The sequence below is a fragment of the Rhizobium sp. BK275 genome, assembly GCF_014193555.1.
GTDB lineage: Bacteria > Pseudomonadota > Alphaproteobacteria > Rhizobiales > Rhizobiaceae > Rhizobium.
The window spans coordinates 463,956-481,636 of record NZ_JACHZL010000005.1 but is presented as its reverse complement, the minus strand read 5'-3'; the positions used below and the strand labels follow the sequence as shown (position 1 = coordinate 481,636).

Genomic DNA, 17,681 nt, shown 5'->3' with positions numbered 1-17,681 from the left:
TATTTTCCTTTTCTGTCCTCGGGTGAGAGTGTGCGCGCCGTCGCCCGGCGCGCCGCCGGGCAAGTCGTATCCGGAGGTTCCCTTGCCCAATACTGCCGCATCCGCCGATCTACAGATCGAGTCCGTCCTGGCCTCAATGTCAAACGAGGAAAAGGTCGATCTTCTTTCCGGCTTCGGCATGTGGAAGACGGCAGGGATCCCCGCCTATGGTATCAAGCCGATCGTCATGACCGACGGCACTTATGGCGTGCGTTATTCGATCCCGCAGATCGACGGCGATGAACGCGGCGGCATGGACATCGACGCTTTCCTTTCCGTCGTCAACCAGCGCGCAAGCGACGTCGCGGTCGCCTGGGGCGAGATGAAGCCGGCAACATGCTTCCCGAATGGTTCGGCCATGGGCAACTGCTGGGACGAAGCACTGATGCTGCGTCTCGGCGAATTGCTTGGCAAGGAATGCCGCGCGATGGGCGTGCACCTGCTGCTTGGCCCGGGCATCAATATTCGCCGCACGCCGCTGGCGGGCCGCTCCTATGAATACTATTCCGAAGATCCGTTCGTTACCGGCAAGCTTTCGGCAGCCGTGATTGAAGGCATCCAGTCGCAGGGTGTCGGCACCTCGCTCAAGCATTTCGCCTGCAACAATTCCGAGGTGGAGCGCACCACGATGGACAGCATCGTGGAGGAGCGCGCTTTGCGCGAGATCTATCTGAAGGGTTTCGAGATTGCGATCAAGCAGTCGAAGCCCTGGACGATCATGTCCTCCTACAACCGCTTGAACGGTGTCCAGGCCTCGGAAGATCCCTGGCTTTTGAACGAGGTCCTGCGTGGTGACTGGGGCTATGAGGGCGTCGTCGTCTCGGACTGGCATGGCATCAAGGATCGGCCGACCTCTCTGATATCGGGCGGCGACCTCGATATGCCGGAAAGCCCGCGCCGCAAGGCTGATCTGCTGGCGGCACTCAACGCCGGTTCCGTATCTTCTGATATTGTCGATCTTTCCTGCAGGCGGATGCTGGACCTGATCGAGCTCTGCAACGAGGGCGCCTCGGCTCCGGTTCCTGTCTATACCGCCGAGCAACATCACGCCGAGGCACGGGCAATGGCAGCCGCCTCCATGGTTCTCGCCAAAAACGAGGGACTGCTGCCGATTCGTTCCGACATGAAGACTATCCTTGTCGTTGGCCGCGATGCGGCAACGCCCGTCATCCAGGGCTCCGGATGCGCGACGACGACCCCGACCATGGTCGACCAGCCCTTGGAGGAGTTGGAAAAGGCGCTTGACGGACACCACACCATAATTGTCAGGGCGGAAGCGGACGCCGAAACCCTTGAACTCGCGGCCAAGGCCGACCTCGTCCTGGTTTATACGTCCACGGAAGGCGCCTATGACGGGGAGGGGTCGGACCGAACCACGCTCGCACTTGGTCCGGGACAGGACGAGATGATTGCCGCCCTGGCTGCCGCCTCGGAAAAGGTCGCGGTCGTAATCGCCTGCCCGGATGCGGTGGAAATGCCGTGGATTGACGCGGTTGGCGCCGTGCTCGTGACATTCTATTCCGGCCAGGCGATGGGCGGGGCTGTTGCGGACCTCGTGACCGGCAAGGTCAATCCGTCGGCGAAGCTCTCCGTCACCTTCCCCAAGCGCCTGACCGATGTCCCCGGTTTCATGCATTATCCGGGCGAGAACGGTCGCCACATATATGGTGAGAGGATTCATGTCGGTTATCGGGCCTATGATCTGCGCGAAATCGAGCCGCTGTTTGCTTTCGGTCATGGCCTGAGTTTTACGACTTTTGCCTATTCCGACCTGACGCTCTCGGCATCCGAAATCGGCCTGCACGACGAGATCAGCGTCGGCTTCACGATCACTAATACCGGCGAGCGTGCCGGCGCGGAAGTCGCGCAGCTCTACCTGCAGGCCCCCGGCAAGCGGCTGAAGCGCTCGCCCCAGGAGCTCAAGGGCTTCGCCAAGCCCATGCTGCAGCCCGGCGAAAGCAAGCGCGTCGAGATCGTGATCAAGGGCACCGATCTGGCGGTCTGGGATCCGGCCCTCGGACGCTGGGTGCTTGAACGCGTGGATGCCCGTATCGTCGTTGGCGCCTCGTCGCGCGACCCCAGACTTGTGGGCGACCTCACCTTGAAGCCGTCGGTCCTGCCCTTCCGCCGGCTGGCATATGATACCCAGCCCGCCTACGTGCTTCCGAATGTGATCGCCTGCGAGCGGATCTGCGCCTATCTCACCACCCGCTGCGGCATCTCGGCGGAAGATGCGATGCGGATGCTGAACCATTGTTCCAATTCGTTCTATGGTATCTTCACATCGCTCGAACGCCGTCTGAGATTGTCGATCCCCGAGACCGAAGTCGCAGGCCTGATTGCTGACGTCAATGCAGCGATGGATGCAGCCGAGGCCGAGCTGTGACGCTGACGGAAGAGTGGCTTGGCCGACTGATCGCTCATCCCACGGTCAGTGCCGACACGAACCTGCCGCTGATCGACGAGATCGAGACGGCGTTGATGAAGCTCGGCGCGGTCTGTGAGCGCTTCTATGACGAGACGGGTCGAAAGGCATCGCTGCTTGCGAGGTTCGGGCCGGATGCGACCGGCGGATTGATGCTGTCCGGCCATGTCGACGTCGTTCCGGTCGCAGGCCAGGACTGGACGGTGCCGCCATTCCAGATGACCCGGCGCGACGAGCGCCTTTACGGGCGCGGCAGTGCGGACATGAAGGGTTTCGTTGCTTCGATCATGGCGCTCACCGAGCGGCTGGAGCCTGAAACCCTTACGGCACCACTCTGGCTCGCCATTTCCTACGACGAGGAAATCGGATGCGTCGGCGTTCGGCCGATGATCGAGGAAATCGCCGATCGCGGCATCCGCCCGGATCTGATCATGGTCGGAGAGCCGACGTCGATGCAGCTCGGCCTGGGGCACAAGGGCAAGATGGCCTTCCGTGTCACTGCCACGGGCGTGCCCAGACATTCCGCGGAGGCGCCGCTGGCGCTCAACGCTCTTCATCTGGCGACGGATTTCATTGCCGGCATCCGCAAGCTGCAGGATGAGATTACGGCCAGGGGGCCGCGCGAGGCTGGATATTCGATACCCCACGCAACCGTTCATGTCGGTAAGCTTTCCGGCGGTACCGCTGTCAACCTGGTGCCCGATCGCGCCGAATTGCTGATGGAATGCCGGTTGATGGCGGCGGATGATCCCTTGGCCATGGCCGAACGAATCCGAAAGATCGCGGCCGCTGCCGTTGCCCCGCATCGGGCAAGGTTCCCAGAGGCTGCAATCGAGGTGGAAGACAGCGGCAGCTATCCGGGCCTGGCGACCGAGAGCGATGATCCCGCGGTGCAAGATTTTGCATCCTGTCTGCCGGAGGGTACGCCCGAATGCCGAGTGAGTTTCGGTACGGAAGGCGGATTATTTGCGCAGGCGCTCGAGGTTCCTGTCGTGATCTGCGGGCCGGGTAACATGGAGCAGGGCCATCGGCCGGACGAGTTCATCGAGACGAGCCAGCTTGCCGCATGCGACAGCCTGCTTCTTGAGATTGTTCATCGGTTCTGCCGTGGCAGCGAAAAGATTGCTTCGCATGTCCCAAAGCAGATGAACGGAAAATTGTAATTTACCGAAGCCGCACCGTTGGGAAATGTAGGCTGATAAATATCAAAACGAACCCGGAGGGTACTATGAACGAAAATTTCTCGCGCCGTGGCTTTATGAAGGCGACCACGGGGCTCGCCGCTGTCGCGCTCGCTGCCCCGACGCTTCTCAAGGGCAATCGAGCCTTCGCTGGCGAAACCCTTGTCGTGCGCGACATGGGCGGTGCGTTTTACGAAGGCTTCAAGGTCGCATTCTACGACACGTTCGCCGCTGAGACGGGCGTCACCATCCAGACCAACACCAACGAGCCGGACCCGATCCCGCAGTACAAGATGGCGATCGATACCGACACGAAGCTCTTTGACGTGGCACTGATGACGCCGGAACATGTGCTACGCATCCGCCAGCTCGGCGACCAGTACATGCTGCCGCTCAATATCGACGTTCCCAACAAGAGCGATTTCGCGCCGAACACATTCGAGCCCGATTTTGTCGGCGTCGCGATCTTCGCGCTTGCCATGGCCTATCGCAAGGATACGGTGAAGACCGTTCCGACGAGCTGGGCGGATTTCTGGAATACCGAGACATTCAAGGGCCGCCGCGGCCTGTGGCGCAGCCCGGTAACGACGCTGGAAATGGCGCTTCTCGCCGACGGCGTTCCACTCGACAAGCTGTACCCGCTCGATGTCGAGCGCGCCTTCAAGAGCCTGGACAAGGTCAAGTCGCAGATCAACATCTGGTGGACCTCCGGCGCCCATGCCACGCAGCTCCTCAAGGATGGCGAGCTTGACCTGATGTCTACCTGGTCGACGCGCGCCCAGGCTGCGATCAACGCCGGTGCCCCTGCAGGCATCGTCTGGAACGGCGGTCTCTTCAATATCGACGGCTGGACGATTGCCGGCAACACCGAGAAGGCTGATCTGGCCCGCAAGTTCATCGAATGGTGCCTGGATGCCAAGCGTCAGGCTGCCTACACCGACATCCTGGCCTGCGGCCCGACCAACATGAAGGCCTACGATCATCTGAGCGCGGAAAAGGCAGTTCTTCTGCCGACCGCCCCGCAGAACATCAAGGGTCTGACCGCCCTCAACGCGGCATATTGGGCGGAGCATCAGGACGAACTCACCCAGCGCTTCGAGCAGTGGATCCTGAGCTGATTTTCGGCTGAAGAGACCACCTGAGCTTCAGGTCCCGCGTTTCGGCGGGGCAGCTTATCTGACAATGGGTGGCCCGGTTCCGCGACTTGCGGGACGGGCCATTTCAACGAACGGAACCACCATGGCTGAACTCTTCGCCAAAGACACTTATGCACGGCAGCGCCTCCGGCTTGACAGCCTGTGGCTTTCGACGCCCGGGCTCGTCTATATGGCGCTGCTGCTGATCCTTCCTGCCGGCGCACTGATCTGGCAATCCTTCGTCAATCCGAAAACCGGCGCTTTCGACCTGACGGTCTACCAGCAGATGTTTTCCGCCGGTGTTTATGTGAAGGTTCTCGCCAACACCTTCGCGATCTCCGCGCAGGTCACGATCGTGTGTCTCCTCGTCGGCTATCCGATCGCGGTCTGGCTTGCGGGCATGCCGGAACGCCGCAGGCGCATGGCCATGTGGCTGGTGCTGCTCCCCTTCTGGGTGAGTCCGCTTCTGAAGAATTTCGCCTGGATCGTGCTTTTGGCGCGCAAGGGCATAGTCGCGCAGATGCTGACTGGCATGGGTTTCGATACCGAGCTGAACCTGCTTTATGGACGTGGAGCCGTCGTCTTCGGCATGGCACATGCCATGTTGCCGGTCGCGATCCTCACCATGCTGCCGACCATGCTTGCAATCGATGGCCGTCTGATGCCTGCCGCAATGACGATGGGCGCAAGCCGCAGCCAGTCGTTCTGGCGCATCTTCCTGCCGCTGTCGATGCCGGGCGTTGCTGCTGCCGGTCTCTTGATCTTCGTGATGGGCCTGGGCTTCTTCATCACGCCCGCATTGCTTGGCTCACCAAACGAAACCGTCATCGGCCAGATGATGATCACTCAGGTACAGAAGCTCTTCAATCTCCGTCTTGCCGGTGCGCTCGCAGCACTGCTTCTTGCCGTAACACTGATCACCATCGCCATCTATGACCGTCTTTTCGGCATGTCGGCGGTATCGGGCAACGGCGCTGTTACGAAACGCGGCGGGATCATTGGTGCGACCGGTGGTGTGATCATCGAGTCCGGTGCAGCGATCAGCGATATCATTGCGCGCCTGCTTCCGGCGCGTCTCGGGCGCGGCGCCTTCACGGTCTTCGTCTGGATCGTCATTCTGGTGCTGATCGTGCCGGTCCTGGCGTTTCCGCCGATGGCCTTCTCCGGCTCGAGTTTCCTGGAATTTCCGCCGAAGAGCTTCTCCCTACGCTGGTTCCAGGCCTATATGGGTTCGGATCAATGGATGGGCGCAACAGCGCGTTCGGCCGTCATTGCGATCGTCACCGGCGTCATTGCCACGATCATTTCCGGCATGGCGGCATATGGTCTGGCACGGACACAGCGAAAGGCGGGTGGGCTGATCTTTCTGTCCTTCATGCTGCCGATGGTGGTGCCCAATATCGTGATCGGCGTATCGCTGTTCTACGTGCTGGCAAAGGTTGGATTGATCGCCACCGATACCGGCATTGTCCTCGGCCATACGCTCTCTGCGATGCCGGTTGTCTTCGTCATCCTTTTGACAACATTCCGCAGCGTCGACTGGCGTCTGCTGCAGGCGGCCGCGACATTGGGAGCCAGCCGCTGGCAGCAGATCAGTCTCGTCCTTCTGCCGCTGGTCAAGGGTGGTGCGGTTGCCGCGTTCCTTTTCGGCCTGCTGCACTCCTTCGAGGAGCTTACGATCGCGCTGTTCGTCGGGGCCGGAGTCAAGCAGACGCTGCCCAAGCAGATGTGGGACGATATCATCCTCAGTATTTCCCCGACCCTGGCTGCTGCCTCGGTCTTCATCGTGGCGGTGGTGACAGTGCTCTTCGTCATCGCCGAAAAGGCAAGGCCGCGCTGACATGCGCATGCCTGCCGATCCCATCACGACCAAAGGAACGAATTTCGACATGTCAGCCGCTTCTGCCAGCACGCCTGAAATCAAACTCAAGGTTCAGGGCCTCGCCAAGCTCTACGGCCACACCATCGCGCTCGATCACGTCGACCTCGATGTTCGCAAGGGGGAGCTCCTGACGCTTCTCGGCCCCTCTGGCTCCGGCAAGACGACGCTTCTCCAATTGATCTGCGGATTGCAGGAGCCAACCGCGGGCACGATCGTCATCGACAGCAAGGACCAGACACACGCTCCGGTCAACAAGCGCGATATCGGCGTGGTCTTTCAGAATTATGCTCTCTTCCCGCACATGACGGTTGCCGAAAACGTTGGCTTTGCGCTGAAGATGCGCAAGCTGCCCAAGGCCGAGATCAACACGAAGGTTGCCAAGGCGCTCGAAACTGTCGGGCTTGCCCATGCAGCCGAGCGCTCTCCGTCGCAGCTTTCAGGCGGCCAGCAGCAGCGCGTCGCTCTTGCGCGCTGCCTCGTCTACGATCCCGCCATCATCCTGATGGACGAGCCACTCGGCGCCCTCGACGCAAAACTGCGCGAAGTGATGCAGATCGAGATCAAGCGTATTCACCGTGAAACGGGCGCTACCATCATCTTCGTGACCCATGATCAGCAGGAGGCCCTGGCCTTGTCAGACCGGATCTGCCTGATGAACAATGGCAAGATCGCGCAGCTCGGCACGCCGCGCCAGATGTACGACGAGCCGCAAAACCTGTTCGTCGCGGACTTCATCGGTGTGTCCTCGATCCTACGCGGCACGGTCAAGGCCGGCGCGCTCGAAACCGCGATTGGCACGCTGCCTATCGCCGGTGAAATACCGGCTGACGGGACAATGGGCGCCTTTGTCGTACGCCCCGAGGTCATCACCCTTGGCGAAGGCTTTTGCGAGGGACGGGTGCGTGAAACCGTCTATGGCGGTTCGGAATTGCGCGTCATCATCGACGCCGGCAGCCAGGAGATCATCGCCCGCGCGCCGTCACAGGCAATGGAGGTGAAGGTGGGGTCCACCATCCGCTTCGGCTGGGCATCAGACGCTGCCCGCTTTCTCGTTGACAGGGATTGAATTGAACCATGAGCGCCGTGCGTTTCCTTTATGATTGCGATCCGGGCGCTGACGATGCGCTGGCCATGCTTCTGGCGCTTGGGCGTCCGGACGCGCTTGATATGATTGCCGTGACATGCGTTGCGGGCAATGTCGGGCTGGATCCGGTCGTCACGAACGCAAGGCGAATTCTCGAGCTTGCCGGGCGCCGCGACATCCCGGTTTATGCTGGTGCAGCCGGGCCGATCATGGCTCCTCGCGGCCGGGTTTCCATCATGCATGGATCGGATGGCCTTGCCGGAAGCACATTGCAGCCGCCAACCATGCCTGTGGCCGATGGCCATGCCGCCAACGAAATCTCCCGGATAGCGCGCGCGGAGGGCAAGCTTCATATTTGTGCCACCGGTCCCTTGACCAACCTGGCACTGGCTCTGCTTCTTGATCCCGAACTGCCGGCTTACGTCAGTGCCATCACCATCATGGGGGGTGCGGCCTTCTGCCCTGGCAATACGACGCCGCTCGCCGAGTTCAACTTCGCCGTCGACCCTCATGCCGCGGCGATCGTCTTCGACAGCGGTATCCCGATCACGATGCTTGGTCTCGATGTTACCCGACAAGCTGTTGTAACCGAGCAAATGATCCGCGACGCACAGGCAATCGGCACACCTGTCGCGCAGGAAGCGGCGCATCTTCTGGTCAACTACGGCTCCAAGGATCCGTGCCTGCACGACCCTGCCGCAATCGCCTGGATGCTGGCGCCGGAAATATTCAAGACCGTGCACGGTCATGTGGCCATCTGCACGGATAGCGGCCCGGCCGCCGGTCAGGTGGTGGCATCCGTCAGCGAGCGGCATCTAGCGGGACGATCACCGAACTGCACGATCGTCACCATCGTGGACGCTGAAGCTTTCGGGAGATTGTTTCTCGATGCGCTGAAGCCCTAGCGGCATCTTTTGGGTTCGAGTCCTTTCAAGGCGAGAGATCGGAAAACTCGGCAGGACTATTAGGTGTTTAGTTGCGAGCATTGGCCGGCTTATGCAATGAAGCGCCTGCCTTTTCGGCCGCCGCCTGCAGACGCTTGTCCCTGGTCCATAGCGCCGCTCGTCGGTCAAGCAGTATCGAGGCGAGTAAGTGGGCATCTGTATAGCCGATGCCCATACCGAAAATGCCGTGACGATCGATCATTATCATCACTTCGTCGTGCGTTGCGACGACCGCCTGTTGCAGACAACGTGACATGCCTGTCGCAGGATATCACCGTGCCGTCGGACGTCGCCTATACGTAAAAATCGAGGTCGTGCAGTGCGGCCCGTACTTCGAGTAGCAATGTTAACAAGGAAGCTGCGAAGAACAGCAGCGCGGCCGAGAACATAATCCCCGCGCCATATTCGTGCCTGAAGCTAAGAAACGAGCTCGCAAATGCCAATATGACGAGCAAGGTCGTGCATATTCCGCTTATCACCGCAAATTCTATTGCCCTATTGAGCAACTTTGCTCGACGCTTCAATCGTGAAAGAACAATTATTAGATGCCTGCGGTCGGGGTCCCCCTCCGGGAGAGCGCTCAAAACATTGCTGCGATCCACGATCCGGTGCATGCGTGTGATCAAAACTGAGATGAATCCTGCCACGGCACCCAACAGAAAGGCCGGCGCAGTCGCTTGTGAGATAACGCGAGAGATCTGTTCCGCGGTTGTAATTTCGCTCAGCATTACTTCTCCTAACCTGAGCGCATGGCGAGAGGTCGATCGTCTTCCCATCCCACGGCTCGGCGCTCGGCGTCCGGCTTCGATTTGAAGTCTGGCGGCATGATCAACACCTGCTTGGGCGACGATATGCGGTTTTGATTCACCGAGATCCGGCAAGCGCCGTAGGTCTGCCGCATGTTTTGATCGACGATGGCAACGGGCGCAATAACCATCGGGATCGCAACTGCCCGAGTTGTAGACGAAGGCGCCGACGGGCGCCTTCGCCTACAACTTTCTTCAACTTCGCATCCCACCGCTGCGAACAGCCATATCGCCTAATAATTCTGCGGTCAGTCAGTTGCCCAGGGAGGGGAGCGATGATCGACATTTTCTTCTCGGGGATCGTATCCCAAATACGGAAACAAACTTTCGGTAGGATACGTTCGCGGTCCTAGCCACAGTCGGCCCGTCAGGTCCACCGGATCATGCATGATCTGAGCAAAGGAAGACTGCGTGGTCAAATTGGCTATCGAACCCATGCCCTTTCCATAGGAAGACTGTCTAGCCCGCCGTCTCGGTTTCCGAACGACGGGCCAACGGTGTTAGCCGAGTTCTTCGACGGCCGGGATCGTCCAGGTGCCGTCGATGATCGACGGATCGTTTTCGTTCGGCCAGTAAAGTCTCAACATCAGGATGAACTTGCCTGCCGGAGCCGGCAGCCAATTAGATTCCTTACCCTCGCCGGGCGACTCGTGCTGCAGGAAAAGGTCCAACGACCCATCGGCGTTATACTTCAGATCCTGCCGGGGGCTGATCGAGTAGCGATTGATAGGGTTGGCGACGAAGAAGTAGTTCTCGTCATACATGGTGATCGACCAGAAGCCGGAGACCGGCGGCGCCTTGCCCTTGTCGAAGTGGATGACGTAGTTCTTCCGTCCATCATAGGCCCGCTCGTGTGCGTCCTTTTGAGACGTCGGATAGACAGCGTCCTGGGGACGATTGGCACCGAGACCAATCGCCGTGACGAGCGCCCGCATGAGGTAGTCAGTTCCGTAAAGCCCGGTCTTGGTCGTAAATGCCCAGCCATTAATATTCTTGATATTGCTGTTAATCTTGAACTGCAGCATGATCCGATCGAACCCGACGGTGGGGATCCGCTTATGGAAGTCAGCCTTCAGCTTGCTGGCGTCGAAATCCTTGCCCGCGACCAATCCTATGCGCGCAAACCGCTCCAGTGCGGTCGCATCTGCGTCTGATGGCGGGTTGGTCTTCATGAGTTCAGCGAGCAGAGTAAAATACTCGACCGCTGTCAGACGGTTCACCTGATCGCGCACAGCCGTCTTCATGTCGATCGACGGGTTGACCTTGCCGGGAGGCGGCGTGTAGTCCTTGCCATAGGCGCTCAGCGGGACCAGCTTGAACTCGTCCTGCAACTTATGAACCTCGGCGTAGTCCTCGGGGGTTCCCGTGCAGTAAATTCGGCCGAGCAGCCAGACAATGTTGGTTGGGGACTCGTATTTCACGACACCGTCGGGAAGCTTGCCACTCCAGCCGGGGGCTGTAATGGCATATGTCTGCGCCCCCGTGCCTGTCGTCCGTTTGCCCGGCACCTGAAAGACGTTCGTCCACCCATCCAGCATCGGCAGCAGGAAATACCGCCCCTTCATGTCGGGCACGCTCAACACGTAGGGCTCCTTGCCGACATCAAGCCAGGAGGTGGTGTAAAGCGTATCGGCATTCGGTGCCGTAACATCCTTGAAGGACGCATCCGGATACTGCCGCAGCTTGATGATATGTCCCATTGGACCACGGGTGCCCTTGAGTTCCGCCACGTTGGTCATGACCCGGCGCGTCATCTCCATGGTCACTAGAGGGTAGCCGTAGATGTATGCATCGGTGGCAATCCAGAAATCTTCCAGATCCGCACCGATCTGCAACCCTCCTTCGCCGAATTCGGCACGGGCGGGAGAGATTGCCGTTCCAGCGAGAAGGCTGAGGCCAGCGAAAGTCAGGGTTCGACGGGTGATATTCATCATGAGCTCCTTTTAATAGCGGCATTTGACCAATCCGTTGTTGAGTAACTGGACCCTCCGATTTGCGGCGGGCTTCGGACCGGCAGCGTTCAATGGTATTTTTCGCGGACCCCAACGGCGAGCAGCCGGTTGGGGTCGGTTCGTGTCCAACCACTAGTCCTAGTAGCAGGGCGGGTAGGGATAGTAGCCGCAGGCCGGCGGCGGGTAGTATCGTCGCTCGGCGGCAGCCGCGCCGAGCGCGGCTCCGGCGACAACGCCCGCACCGTAATAGGCCCCCGGGTGCGCATACCATCCCGCGCGCCAGACTGGGGCGCGACCACCGACCGCGACCCCGCCGTACGGACCTCGGGCAGCAAACCAGTCGATGAACAACGATGCCGGGCCATCGGCTCCAGCGAGATCGCCTTCCAGGACGGCGACCTCGAATGTCAGGTTTCCGCCCTCAAGCTTGGGCGCCTTGAGGACAACTACCGCGTCGGCGACCGAATCTCCCTCGCTGCTCAGGACGGAAATCGTCGCATTCGGAGGGTCCTTAGCGAAGCTGTCCGTCCCTTCCCCCCATTGCTTGATGAACTCGGAGGTCAGGACATGGCCGGCCGATCGCACCGGCCGATCGGCGAAGACGATCGAATTGGCGGTGATGTCGGTCATCGTGAGCTTGCCGTCTTCGAGTTTGGCTCCCGCCGAATTGAGAACGGCAAGAGACGGAACCATTTGCGATTTGGCTGCGCCGATCGTCTTTTGCGCTGGCGCTGACATGGCGTCCTGTGCCAACGTTGGAGCGGTGGATAGCAGGCCCGTCGCCAGAGCGACCAGGCATATACCGGATAATCTGTTCATCGGGTCACTCCGTATTGTTAGCGGATGGCTCTATTTCAGAAGCCCCAGATTGATCAGTTGCACGCGCCTGTTGTCGGCTGACTCGGGATGGCCGGGGTCGATTGGCCACTCTTCGCCGGCCCCCACGGAAAAGAGGCGATCCGGCGATACCGCGAAAGTGGTCGATAGCGCCTCGTTGATGGCGTCAGCGCGTTTCTGGCTAAGTTCGAGATTGTGCTTGGCGCTGCCGGTGGCACTCGAGTGCCCGACGATGAGAAACTTGTAGCGGAACAGATCGGGATGGTGGAGCGCATCGGCGATCAGCCCGACCGTGCGGTAGGATTTGGGCTCGATCGCTGTCGAGTTGTTCTCGAAATCGATCTCAACGATCAATTGGGAGAGTTCCGACAGCTTGCTCCAATTGGGAAGCGCCGCGACACCCTTGCCGACGTTGGCGCCGGCTTCTTCGACGAGAAGGGCGACATCAACAGCAGGCGCTGCCGACCTCACCTGGGCAAGCGTGCTTATGATCTGACGGTTGTCGAGCTGTTGGGCAAATGCGACGCTGGTAGCCATAACCAAGCACATTGCCGCCGCTATACGTTGAACGATCATTGTGTTGTCCCTGTCTTTGATCACTGTTAACGCCAGCCAGCGTCGGTGATTGCCTGGTTGCATTCCCTGTTGTCGACGCGTTTCGTCTCTATCAGGCAAGACAGGACATAGCCGTCGCCTTTGACGCTATTGCAGTACTGGGAGATGTCATGCCGGCAGACCTTGAACACCGACGCCTGGGCGGCTTGGCGTTGAGCGATCGAGGTCAACACGCTGCCAAGCGTGGACGTGCAGGTCGGCGAGACCTTCGAAGAGTTTTTCTCGAGGCAGGCCTGAATGCGGCCATTTCCTAGATTTTCGCCGCCGCAGAACTTCTTGATGTCGGAGCCACATTCCTCGGCGAGCGTCGTTACAGCGTCGGCGTAGCTGATCGTGTCGGCCCGTGCGATCGCAGTCAAGGAAAGGAAAACAGCAAGGGCCGCTCCCGCTCGCATGCAAAATCTTTTCATCATACCGTTGACTCTCCTGTAGCGTAATCTGAAAGGTGATTTCCTCGGATTAGTTTTGCCTTGAGAAGGGTTCATTCCCGACCCTCTCCAGCTCCCGCTCGATGTCGAGCCGCATGCTGTCTATGAGTTCCTGATACTCGGCGATCCGCTCTTGCCGATCAGAAGATGTGGAGCGCTCCCATCGGTCCCTCTCCTCGTTGGCGATGGCGAAATCGGTACAGAGGTCGCGGAAAGCCTCGCTTTGGGCGGCGAGTTTCTCGACTCTCTTATCGCTCGTGTTGAAGTAGCTCGTTACGAATTCAACACCGTTTCCCATCCGGTCTATCCGTTCATGTAGGCCTGAGTTTCAGGAAAACCCTCGGCGCTGCTTTTCCGTCAGATCGTGAGCGCTGGCCGAAAAAGCGCAAGGTATGTAACTGTAACCTACGGGGATACGTCTCGTTTCACTCGCGCTGGAAGTGATTTTATGATTGCTGACAAGGACCGGAATCTCGGCCCTTGGAACCTTGGTGGACAGTGCAATAAATACGTGCAGATAAACTTCGATTGCGATTAACTTATCGGATAGGTTACATTAGGTGATCGAAAGGTAAATCGGTGGCAGCATCCCTCAAGGGTGGGTGAGGAGCAGGCCGTGCATGAAGAATTACCATCGCAGGGCAAGGTCGTGACGCCGCATCCGGAGCTGAGCGCCGAGGACATTCGCGCCCAGCTGAAGCGCATTGTCACCAGCTCCGAATTTCCCAGCGGAGGTCGCGGCGCAGCCTTTCTGACGTATGTCGTCGAGGAAACGCTTGCTGGTCGGGCCGACCGCATCAAGGGCTATTCGATCGCGATCTCGGTATTCAAGCGAAACGAAAGCTTCACCCAAGAGGACCCTGTCGTCCGCATCGAGGCGGGGCGACTGCGCCGGGTCCTCGAGCGCTACTATCTCGTTGCCGGCTCTGAGGACCCAATCCGCATCGATATTCCAAAAGGCGGTTATGTCCCGACAATAGCTTGGAACCGCCCGTCTCCTGACGCGCGGGTAGCCGAGACAGTGGAGTTCAGTCCCACGGAAAGGCCGAAGGGCGTTATCAGCCAGCGGTCATTTTCACTTGTGGCGAGTGCAGTTGTCGCCCTGCTGACTATTCTTTGGTGGCTTCATGTTCCGCTCTTCACATCCGACAGGGAGTCGGATGCCACGGAGCCCGCTCTTGTTGTTGAGCCGTTTTCCAACCTCGGAGATAGCGAGATTGCGGAGAGATACGCGAGGGGGTTGACCGAGGAACTGCTCACGGCCTTGCCTCGCTTCAAGGAGATCAAGGTTATCGGCCAAGGTACGTCAAAGGTCGTCGGGACGGGAATGGACGCGCGCTTCATGGTCGGGGGCGGTGTGCGTATCTCCGAAAATCTGGTGAGGATCACGGCACGGCTGCTCGATACACGGACAGGGGAAATCCTCTGGTCCCAGATTTATGAAGACGACATCTCGACGCGGGACCTGTTCGCGACGCAATCCGACGTCGCCGGCAAAATCGCAGCTTCCGTAGCGCAACCATACGGCATCATCGCGCGCGCAGGCGCCGCTGAACCACCGTCCGACGATCTCGGCGCTCAGGCCTGTATGTCGGGCTTTTACACCTATCGCGCCGAGTTGAGCGCAGAGCGGCATGCGCAGGTCCGTGATTGCCTTGAAAAAGCCGTCACTCGACAACCCCATTTCCCGACTGCTTGGGCGATGCTCTCCTTGATTTATCTGGACGAGGGCCGCTTCAAATTCAACACAAGGAGTGGTCCGACTACTCCGACCGAGCGTAGCCTTGAAGCCGCGCGTCGTGCGGTACGGCAGGACGTCAACAATACCCGCGGCCAGCAGGCGCTGATGACCGCCTTGTTCTTCAGCAACCAGGTTGCCGAAGCCCTCAAGGTCGGCGAGCAGGCATTGAAGATCAACCCTAACGACACCGAACTTCTGGGTGAGTTCGGAACCCGCGTTGCTATGAGCGGGCAATGGCGGCGGGGAGCCGATTTGCTGGATCGGGCAATGGCGCTCAATCCAGCTGCGGGCGGTTACTACCACGGCATGCGCGCGCTGGCGGCGTACATGCTGTATGAGGACGACCTGGCGCTGGCCGAAATCAGAAAGGCGGACTTGCAGAAATTTCCGCTCTATCACGCCGTCGCCGCAGTCATCTATATCAATGCCGGATTGACGGACGATGCCCGCAGAGAGGCCGAGCTGTTCAACAGGTTACGACCGGACTTCATTCCGAACATTGTTGCAGAACTAAAATCGCGCAACTATCAGCCCGCCGATCGTGCTCGATTGATTGCGGATATCCGCAAGGCGGGGTTGCCGGCGCTGGATGAGTTGGTGTCGACAACGCTGCCGGTCGCCCCTGCCGCCCCTCTTCAGCCTTGATAGATCATGTGGTGCGTTGGCAACAGCACGTAGCTGCGGGGCACAGAGCATACCCGATGTTACACGACGAAAACATGATGCAGCATGTATCTGTCATTGGGCGAACATTCGAATGAGGGCGATCAGTGGGCAGTCAAAGTAGCGTTGGGCGGGTGTTTGTCCCGATGAGTTGGCTTCGTTGGGCTGCTCTGCTTGCGGTCCTTTCCATGCTACCAGCCTGCGGTGGTCACCCCAAGGATGTGCTTAGCCCGGTGGCGGACACGGCGCCGCAGTCGCCGAAAGTGGACATGCTGATCGCAACAACCCGCAGCCGTTCGACCGTGCCCGGTGAGATGTTCAACGGAGAACGTGCGCTTGCCCCCGCATTCGCGGACATGACGATCTCGATTCCGCCCAGCACCGTTCGGAAGGCCGGACAGGTCGCCTGGCCCAAGAGATTGCCGCCCAATCCAGCCACCGATTTCGCGACGATCAAGGCCGACGACCTGAGCGTCGATCAAGCGAGGAAATGGCTGAACGCGAACGTCACGAAGACCCCGGACGGCAGTGTCCTCGTGTTCATTCACGGCTTCAACAATCGGTTCGAGGATGCGGTCTACCGCTTCGCTCAGATCGTTCATGATTCCGGCGTCCACAGCGCGCCGATCCTGGTAACGTGGCCATCCCGCGGCAGTCTGCTTTCGTACGGCTACGATCGCGAGAGCACCAACTATACGCGCAACGCACTGGAGACGTTGTTCCAATATCTGGCCAAAGATCCCCAAGTGAAGGACGTGTCGATCCTCGCCCACTCGATGGGCAACTGGCTTGCGCTGGAATCCCTGCGCCAAATGGCCATCCGGAACGGCCGTCTGCCGAAAAAATTCAAGAACGTGATGCTCGCGGCACCCGACGTCGACGTCGACGTCTTCCGCCAGCAGATCGCCGACATGGGCAACCAGCACCCGCAGTTCACGCTGTTTGTTTCGCGCGACGACAGAGCGCTGGCGGTTTCCCGTCGGGTCTGGGGAGATGTTTCCAGGCTGGGGGCTATCGACCCGGAGGCGGCTCCCTACAAGAAAGAGCTGGAGGACAACGACATTGCGGTCATCGATCTTACCAAGATCAAATCCGGTGACAGCATGAACCACGGGAAGTTTGCGGAATCGCCGCAGATCGTTCAGCTGATCGGCAAACGCATTTCCGAGGGCCAGACGTTGACGGACAGCCGGGTTGGGCTCGGCGATCAAATACTTGTCGCGACAACGGGGGCGGCCACGGCAGCCGGAAATGTCGCTGGCCTTGTTCTTGCAGCGCCCGTCGCCGTTGTCGATCGGGATACTCGCGACAACTACGCCGGCCATCTTGGAGGCCTGTCAGGCCCCACTAAGGCGGGGTCCGCTGTTTCGGCGATGTGCGGCCAAGCCACACCAGCGCCGAACTGCGGGCGTTAGATGGAGCGATCGACGAAGCCACACCACGAGGTATCCTCGCCGACAACGTCAGTCTCAAGTCGGTTACATTCACCGCGATGCTTGGCGCTGCCTACACAGTTTATGAAGATCGGCAGACTCGCTTCGACGTCCTCGCCGGGGCTCGCTACTGGCATGCGGAGACGACGATTTCGCTGAACGGCGGACTAATCGGAGGCCTGTCCCGTTCAGACGAAGGCAACTGGGTAGACGGCTTCGCCGGGGTAAAGGGCCGTTACTCGTTCACCGATACCGTCTTTTGTCTGCTTCGAGAGGATGCGCCTGCCCTTATCGTGGCAATTCTTCATGAACGCATGGATCTCATGACGCGTTTGGCTGGTCGTCTGAACGAATGATTTTTTGGGCGAAGGCGAGATTGCCTGAGCGTAAGGTCAATAAATCGTTCTTGTCGAGTGGTCAAAAGGGGGGTTGCCAGTTCTGAGATCCCTTCAAAAGCGAAAAAGTGTGACCCGCCACAATCATTGAGATGCAGAGATTGAGATGCAGGTCCCGCC

At 59.6% G+C, this 17,681-nt stretch carries 15 protein-coding genes and 1 pseudogene; 9 read left to right on the top strand and 7 right to left on the bottom strand.

The features are described from left to right. Positions 1-82: 82 nt before the first annotated feature. The 6 genes from FHT82_RS18620 (at position 83) to FHT82_RS18595 (ending at position 8,652) form a co-directional block, all read left to right on the top strand. The gene (locus FHT82_RS18620) at positions 83-2,425 is read left to right on the top strand and encodes a glycoside hydrolase family 3 C-terminal domain-containing protein (protein ID WP_246698161.1); all 2,343 of its coding nucleotides are present in this window, start codon (positions 83-85) and stop codon (positions 2,423-2,425) included. Beyond that, positions 2,422-3,627, top strand: a complete 1,206-nt coding sequence (gene argE / locus FHT82_RS18615) for an acetylornithine deacetylase (protein WP_183734020.1) — start codon at positions 2,422-2,424, stop codon at positions 3,625-3,627. The genes FHT82_RS18620 and argE overlap by 4 nt, the downstream gene beginning before the upstream one ends. Before the next feature lie 65 nt (positions 3,628-3,692). Then, positions 3,693-4,763: an ABC transporter substrate-binding protein gene (locus FHT82_RS18610; protein WP_183734017.1), complete on the top strand. Its 1,071-nt coding sequence runs from the start codon at positions 3,693-3,695 to the stop codon at positions 4,761-4,763. 121 nt (positions 4,764-4,884) lie between these two features. Next, on the top strand, positions 4,885-6,621 hold the full coding sequence (locus tag FHT82_RS18605; RefSeq protein ID WP_183734015.1) for an ABC transporter permease subunit: 1,737 nt from the start codon (positions 4,885-4,887) through the stop codon (positions 6,619-6,621). 7 nt (positions 6,622-6,628) lie between these two features. After that, the gene (locus tag FHT82_RS18600; protein ID WP_246698160.1) at positions 6,629-7,729 is read left to right on the top strand and encodes an ABC transporter ATP-binding protein; all 1,101 of its coding nucleotides are present in this window, start codon (positions 6,629-6,631) and stop codon (positions 7,727-7,729) included. Positions 7,730-7,737: 8 nt separating this feature from the next. Continuing rightward, positions 7,738-8,652 carry a nucleoside hydrolase gene (locus FHT82_RS18595; RefSeq protein ID WP_183734009.1) on the top strand — a complete coding sequence of 305 codons (915 nt, stop codon included), beginning with the start codon at positions 7,738-7,740 and terminating at the stop codon, positions 8,650-8,652. Between the two features lie 67 nt (positions 8,653-8,719). Here FHT82_RS18595 and FHT82_RS18590 read toward each other — a convergent pair. The 7 genes and pseudogenes from FHT82_RS18590 to FHT82_RS18560 form a co-directional block, all read right to left on the bottom strand. Next, positions 8,720-8,932: pseudogene (locus tag FHT82_RS18590) on the bottom strand (type II toxin-antitoxin system VapC family toxin); the annotation flags it as partial. A 52-nt stretch (positions 8,933-8,984) separates the two neighbouring features. Then, entirely contained in the window at positions 8,985-9,419 is a 435-nt protein-coding gene (locus tag FHT82_RS18585) for a DUF2721 domain-containing protein (RefSeq protein ID WP_183734006.1), read from the bottom strand. Between the two features lie 578 nt (positions 9,420-9,997). Then, positions 9,998-11,428 carry a DUF1254 domain-containing protein gene (locus tag FHT82_RS18580; protein WP_183734205.1) on the bottom strand — a complete coding sequence of 477 codons (1,431 nt, stop codon included), beginning with the start codon at positions 11,426-11,428 and terminating at the stop codon, positions 9,998-10,000. A gap of 159 nt (positions 11,429-11,587) precedes the next feature. After that, complete coding sequence (locus FHT82_RS18575; protein WP_183734003.1) at positions 11,588-12,268, bottom strand: hypothetical protein; 681 nt, start codon at positions 12,266-12,268, stop codon at positions 11,588-11,590. Between the two features lie 30 nt (positions 12,269-12,298). Then, the gene (locus FHT82_RS18570; protein WP_183734000.1) at positions 12,299-12,862 is read right to left on the bottom strand and encodes an OmpA family protein; all 564 of its coding nucleotides are present in this window, start codon (positions 12,860-12,862) and stop codon (positions 12,299-12,301) included. Positions 12,863-12,888: 26 nt separating this feature from the next. Continuing rightward, a complete protein-coding gene (locus FHT82_RS18565; RefSeq protein WP_183734203.1) occupies positions 12,889-13,314 on the bottom strand; it encodes a cysteine rich repeat-containing protein in 426 nt (141 codons plus the stop codon). 46 nt (positions 13,315-13,360) lie between these two features. Next, positions 13,361-13,627, bottom strand: coding sequence for a hypothetical protein (locus FHT82_RS18560; RefSeq protein ID WP_183733997.1), 267 nt, complete (start codon positions 13,625-13,627; stop codon positions 13,361-13,363). Positions 13,628-13,945: 318 nt separating this feature from the next. Between FHT82_RS18560 and FHT82_RS18555 the strand changes: the two genes are divergently transcribed. The 3 genes from FHT82_RS18555 (at position 13,946) to FHT82_RS30410 (ending at position 17,522) form a co-directional block, all read left to right on the top strand. Beyond that, positions 13,946-15,715, top strand: a complete 1,770-nt coding sequence (locus FHT82_RS18555; protein WP_183733994.1) for an adenylate cyclase — start codon at positions 13,946-13,948, stop codon at positions 15,713-15,715. 206 nt (positions 15,716-15,921) lie between these two features. Beyond that, positions 15,922-17,148, top strand: a complete 1,227-nt coding sequence (locus FHT82_RS18550; protein WP_183734202.1) for an alpha/beta hydrolase — start codon at positions 15,922-15,924, stop codon at positions 17,146-17,148. Beyond that, positions 17,109-17,522 carry a hypothetical protein gene (locus FHT82_RS30410; protein WP_348647637.1) on the top strand — a complete coding sequence of 138 codons (414 nt, stop codon included), beginning with the start codon at positions 17,109-17,111 and terminating at the stop codon, positions 17,520-17,522. The genes FHT82_RS18550 and FHT82_RS30410 overlap by 40 nt, the downstream gene beginning before the upstream one ends. Positions 17,523-17,681: the final 159 nt, after the last annotated feature.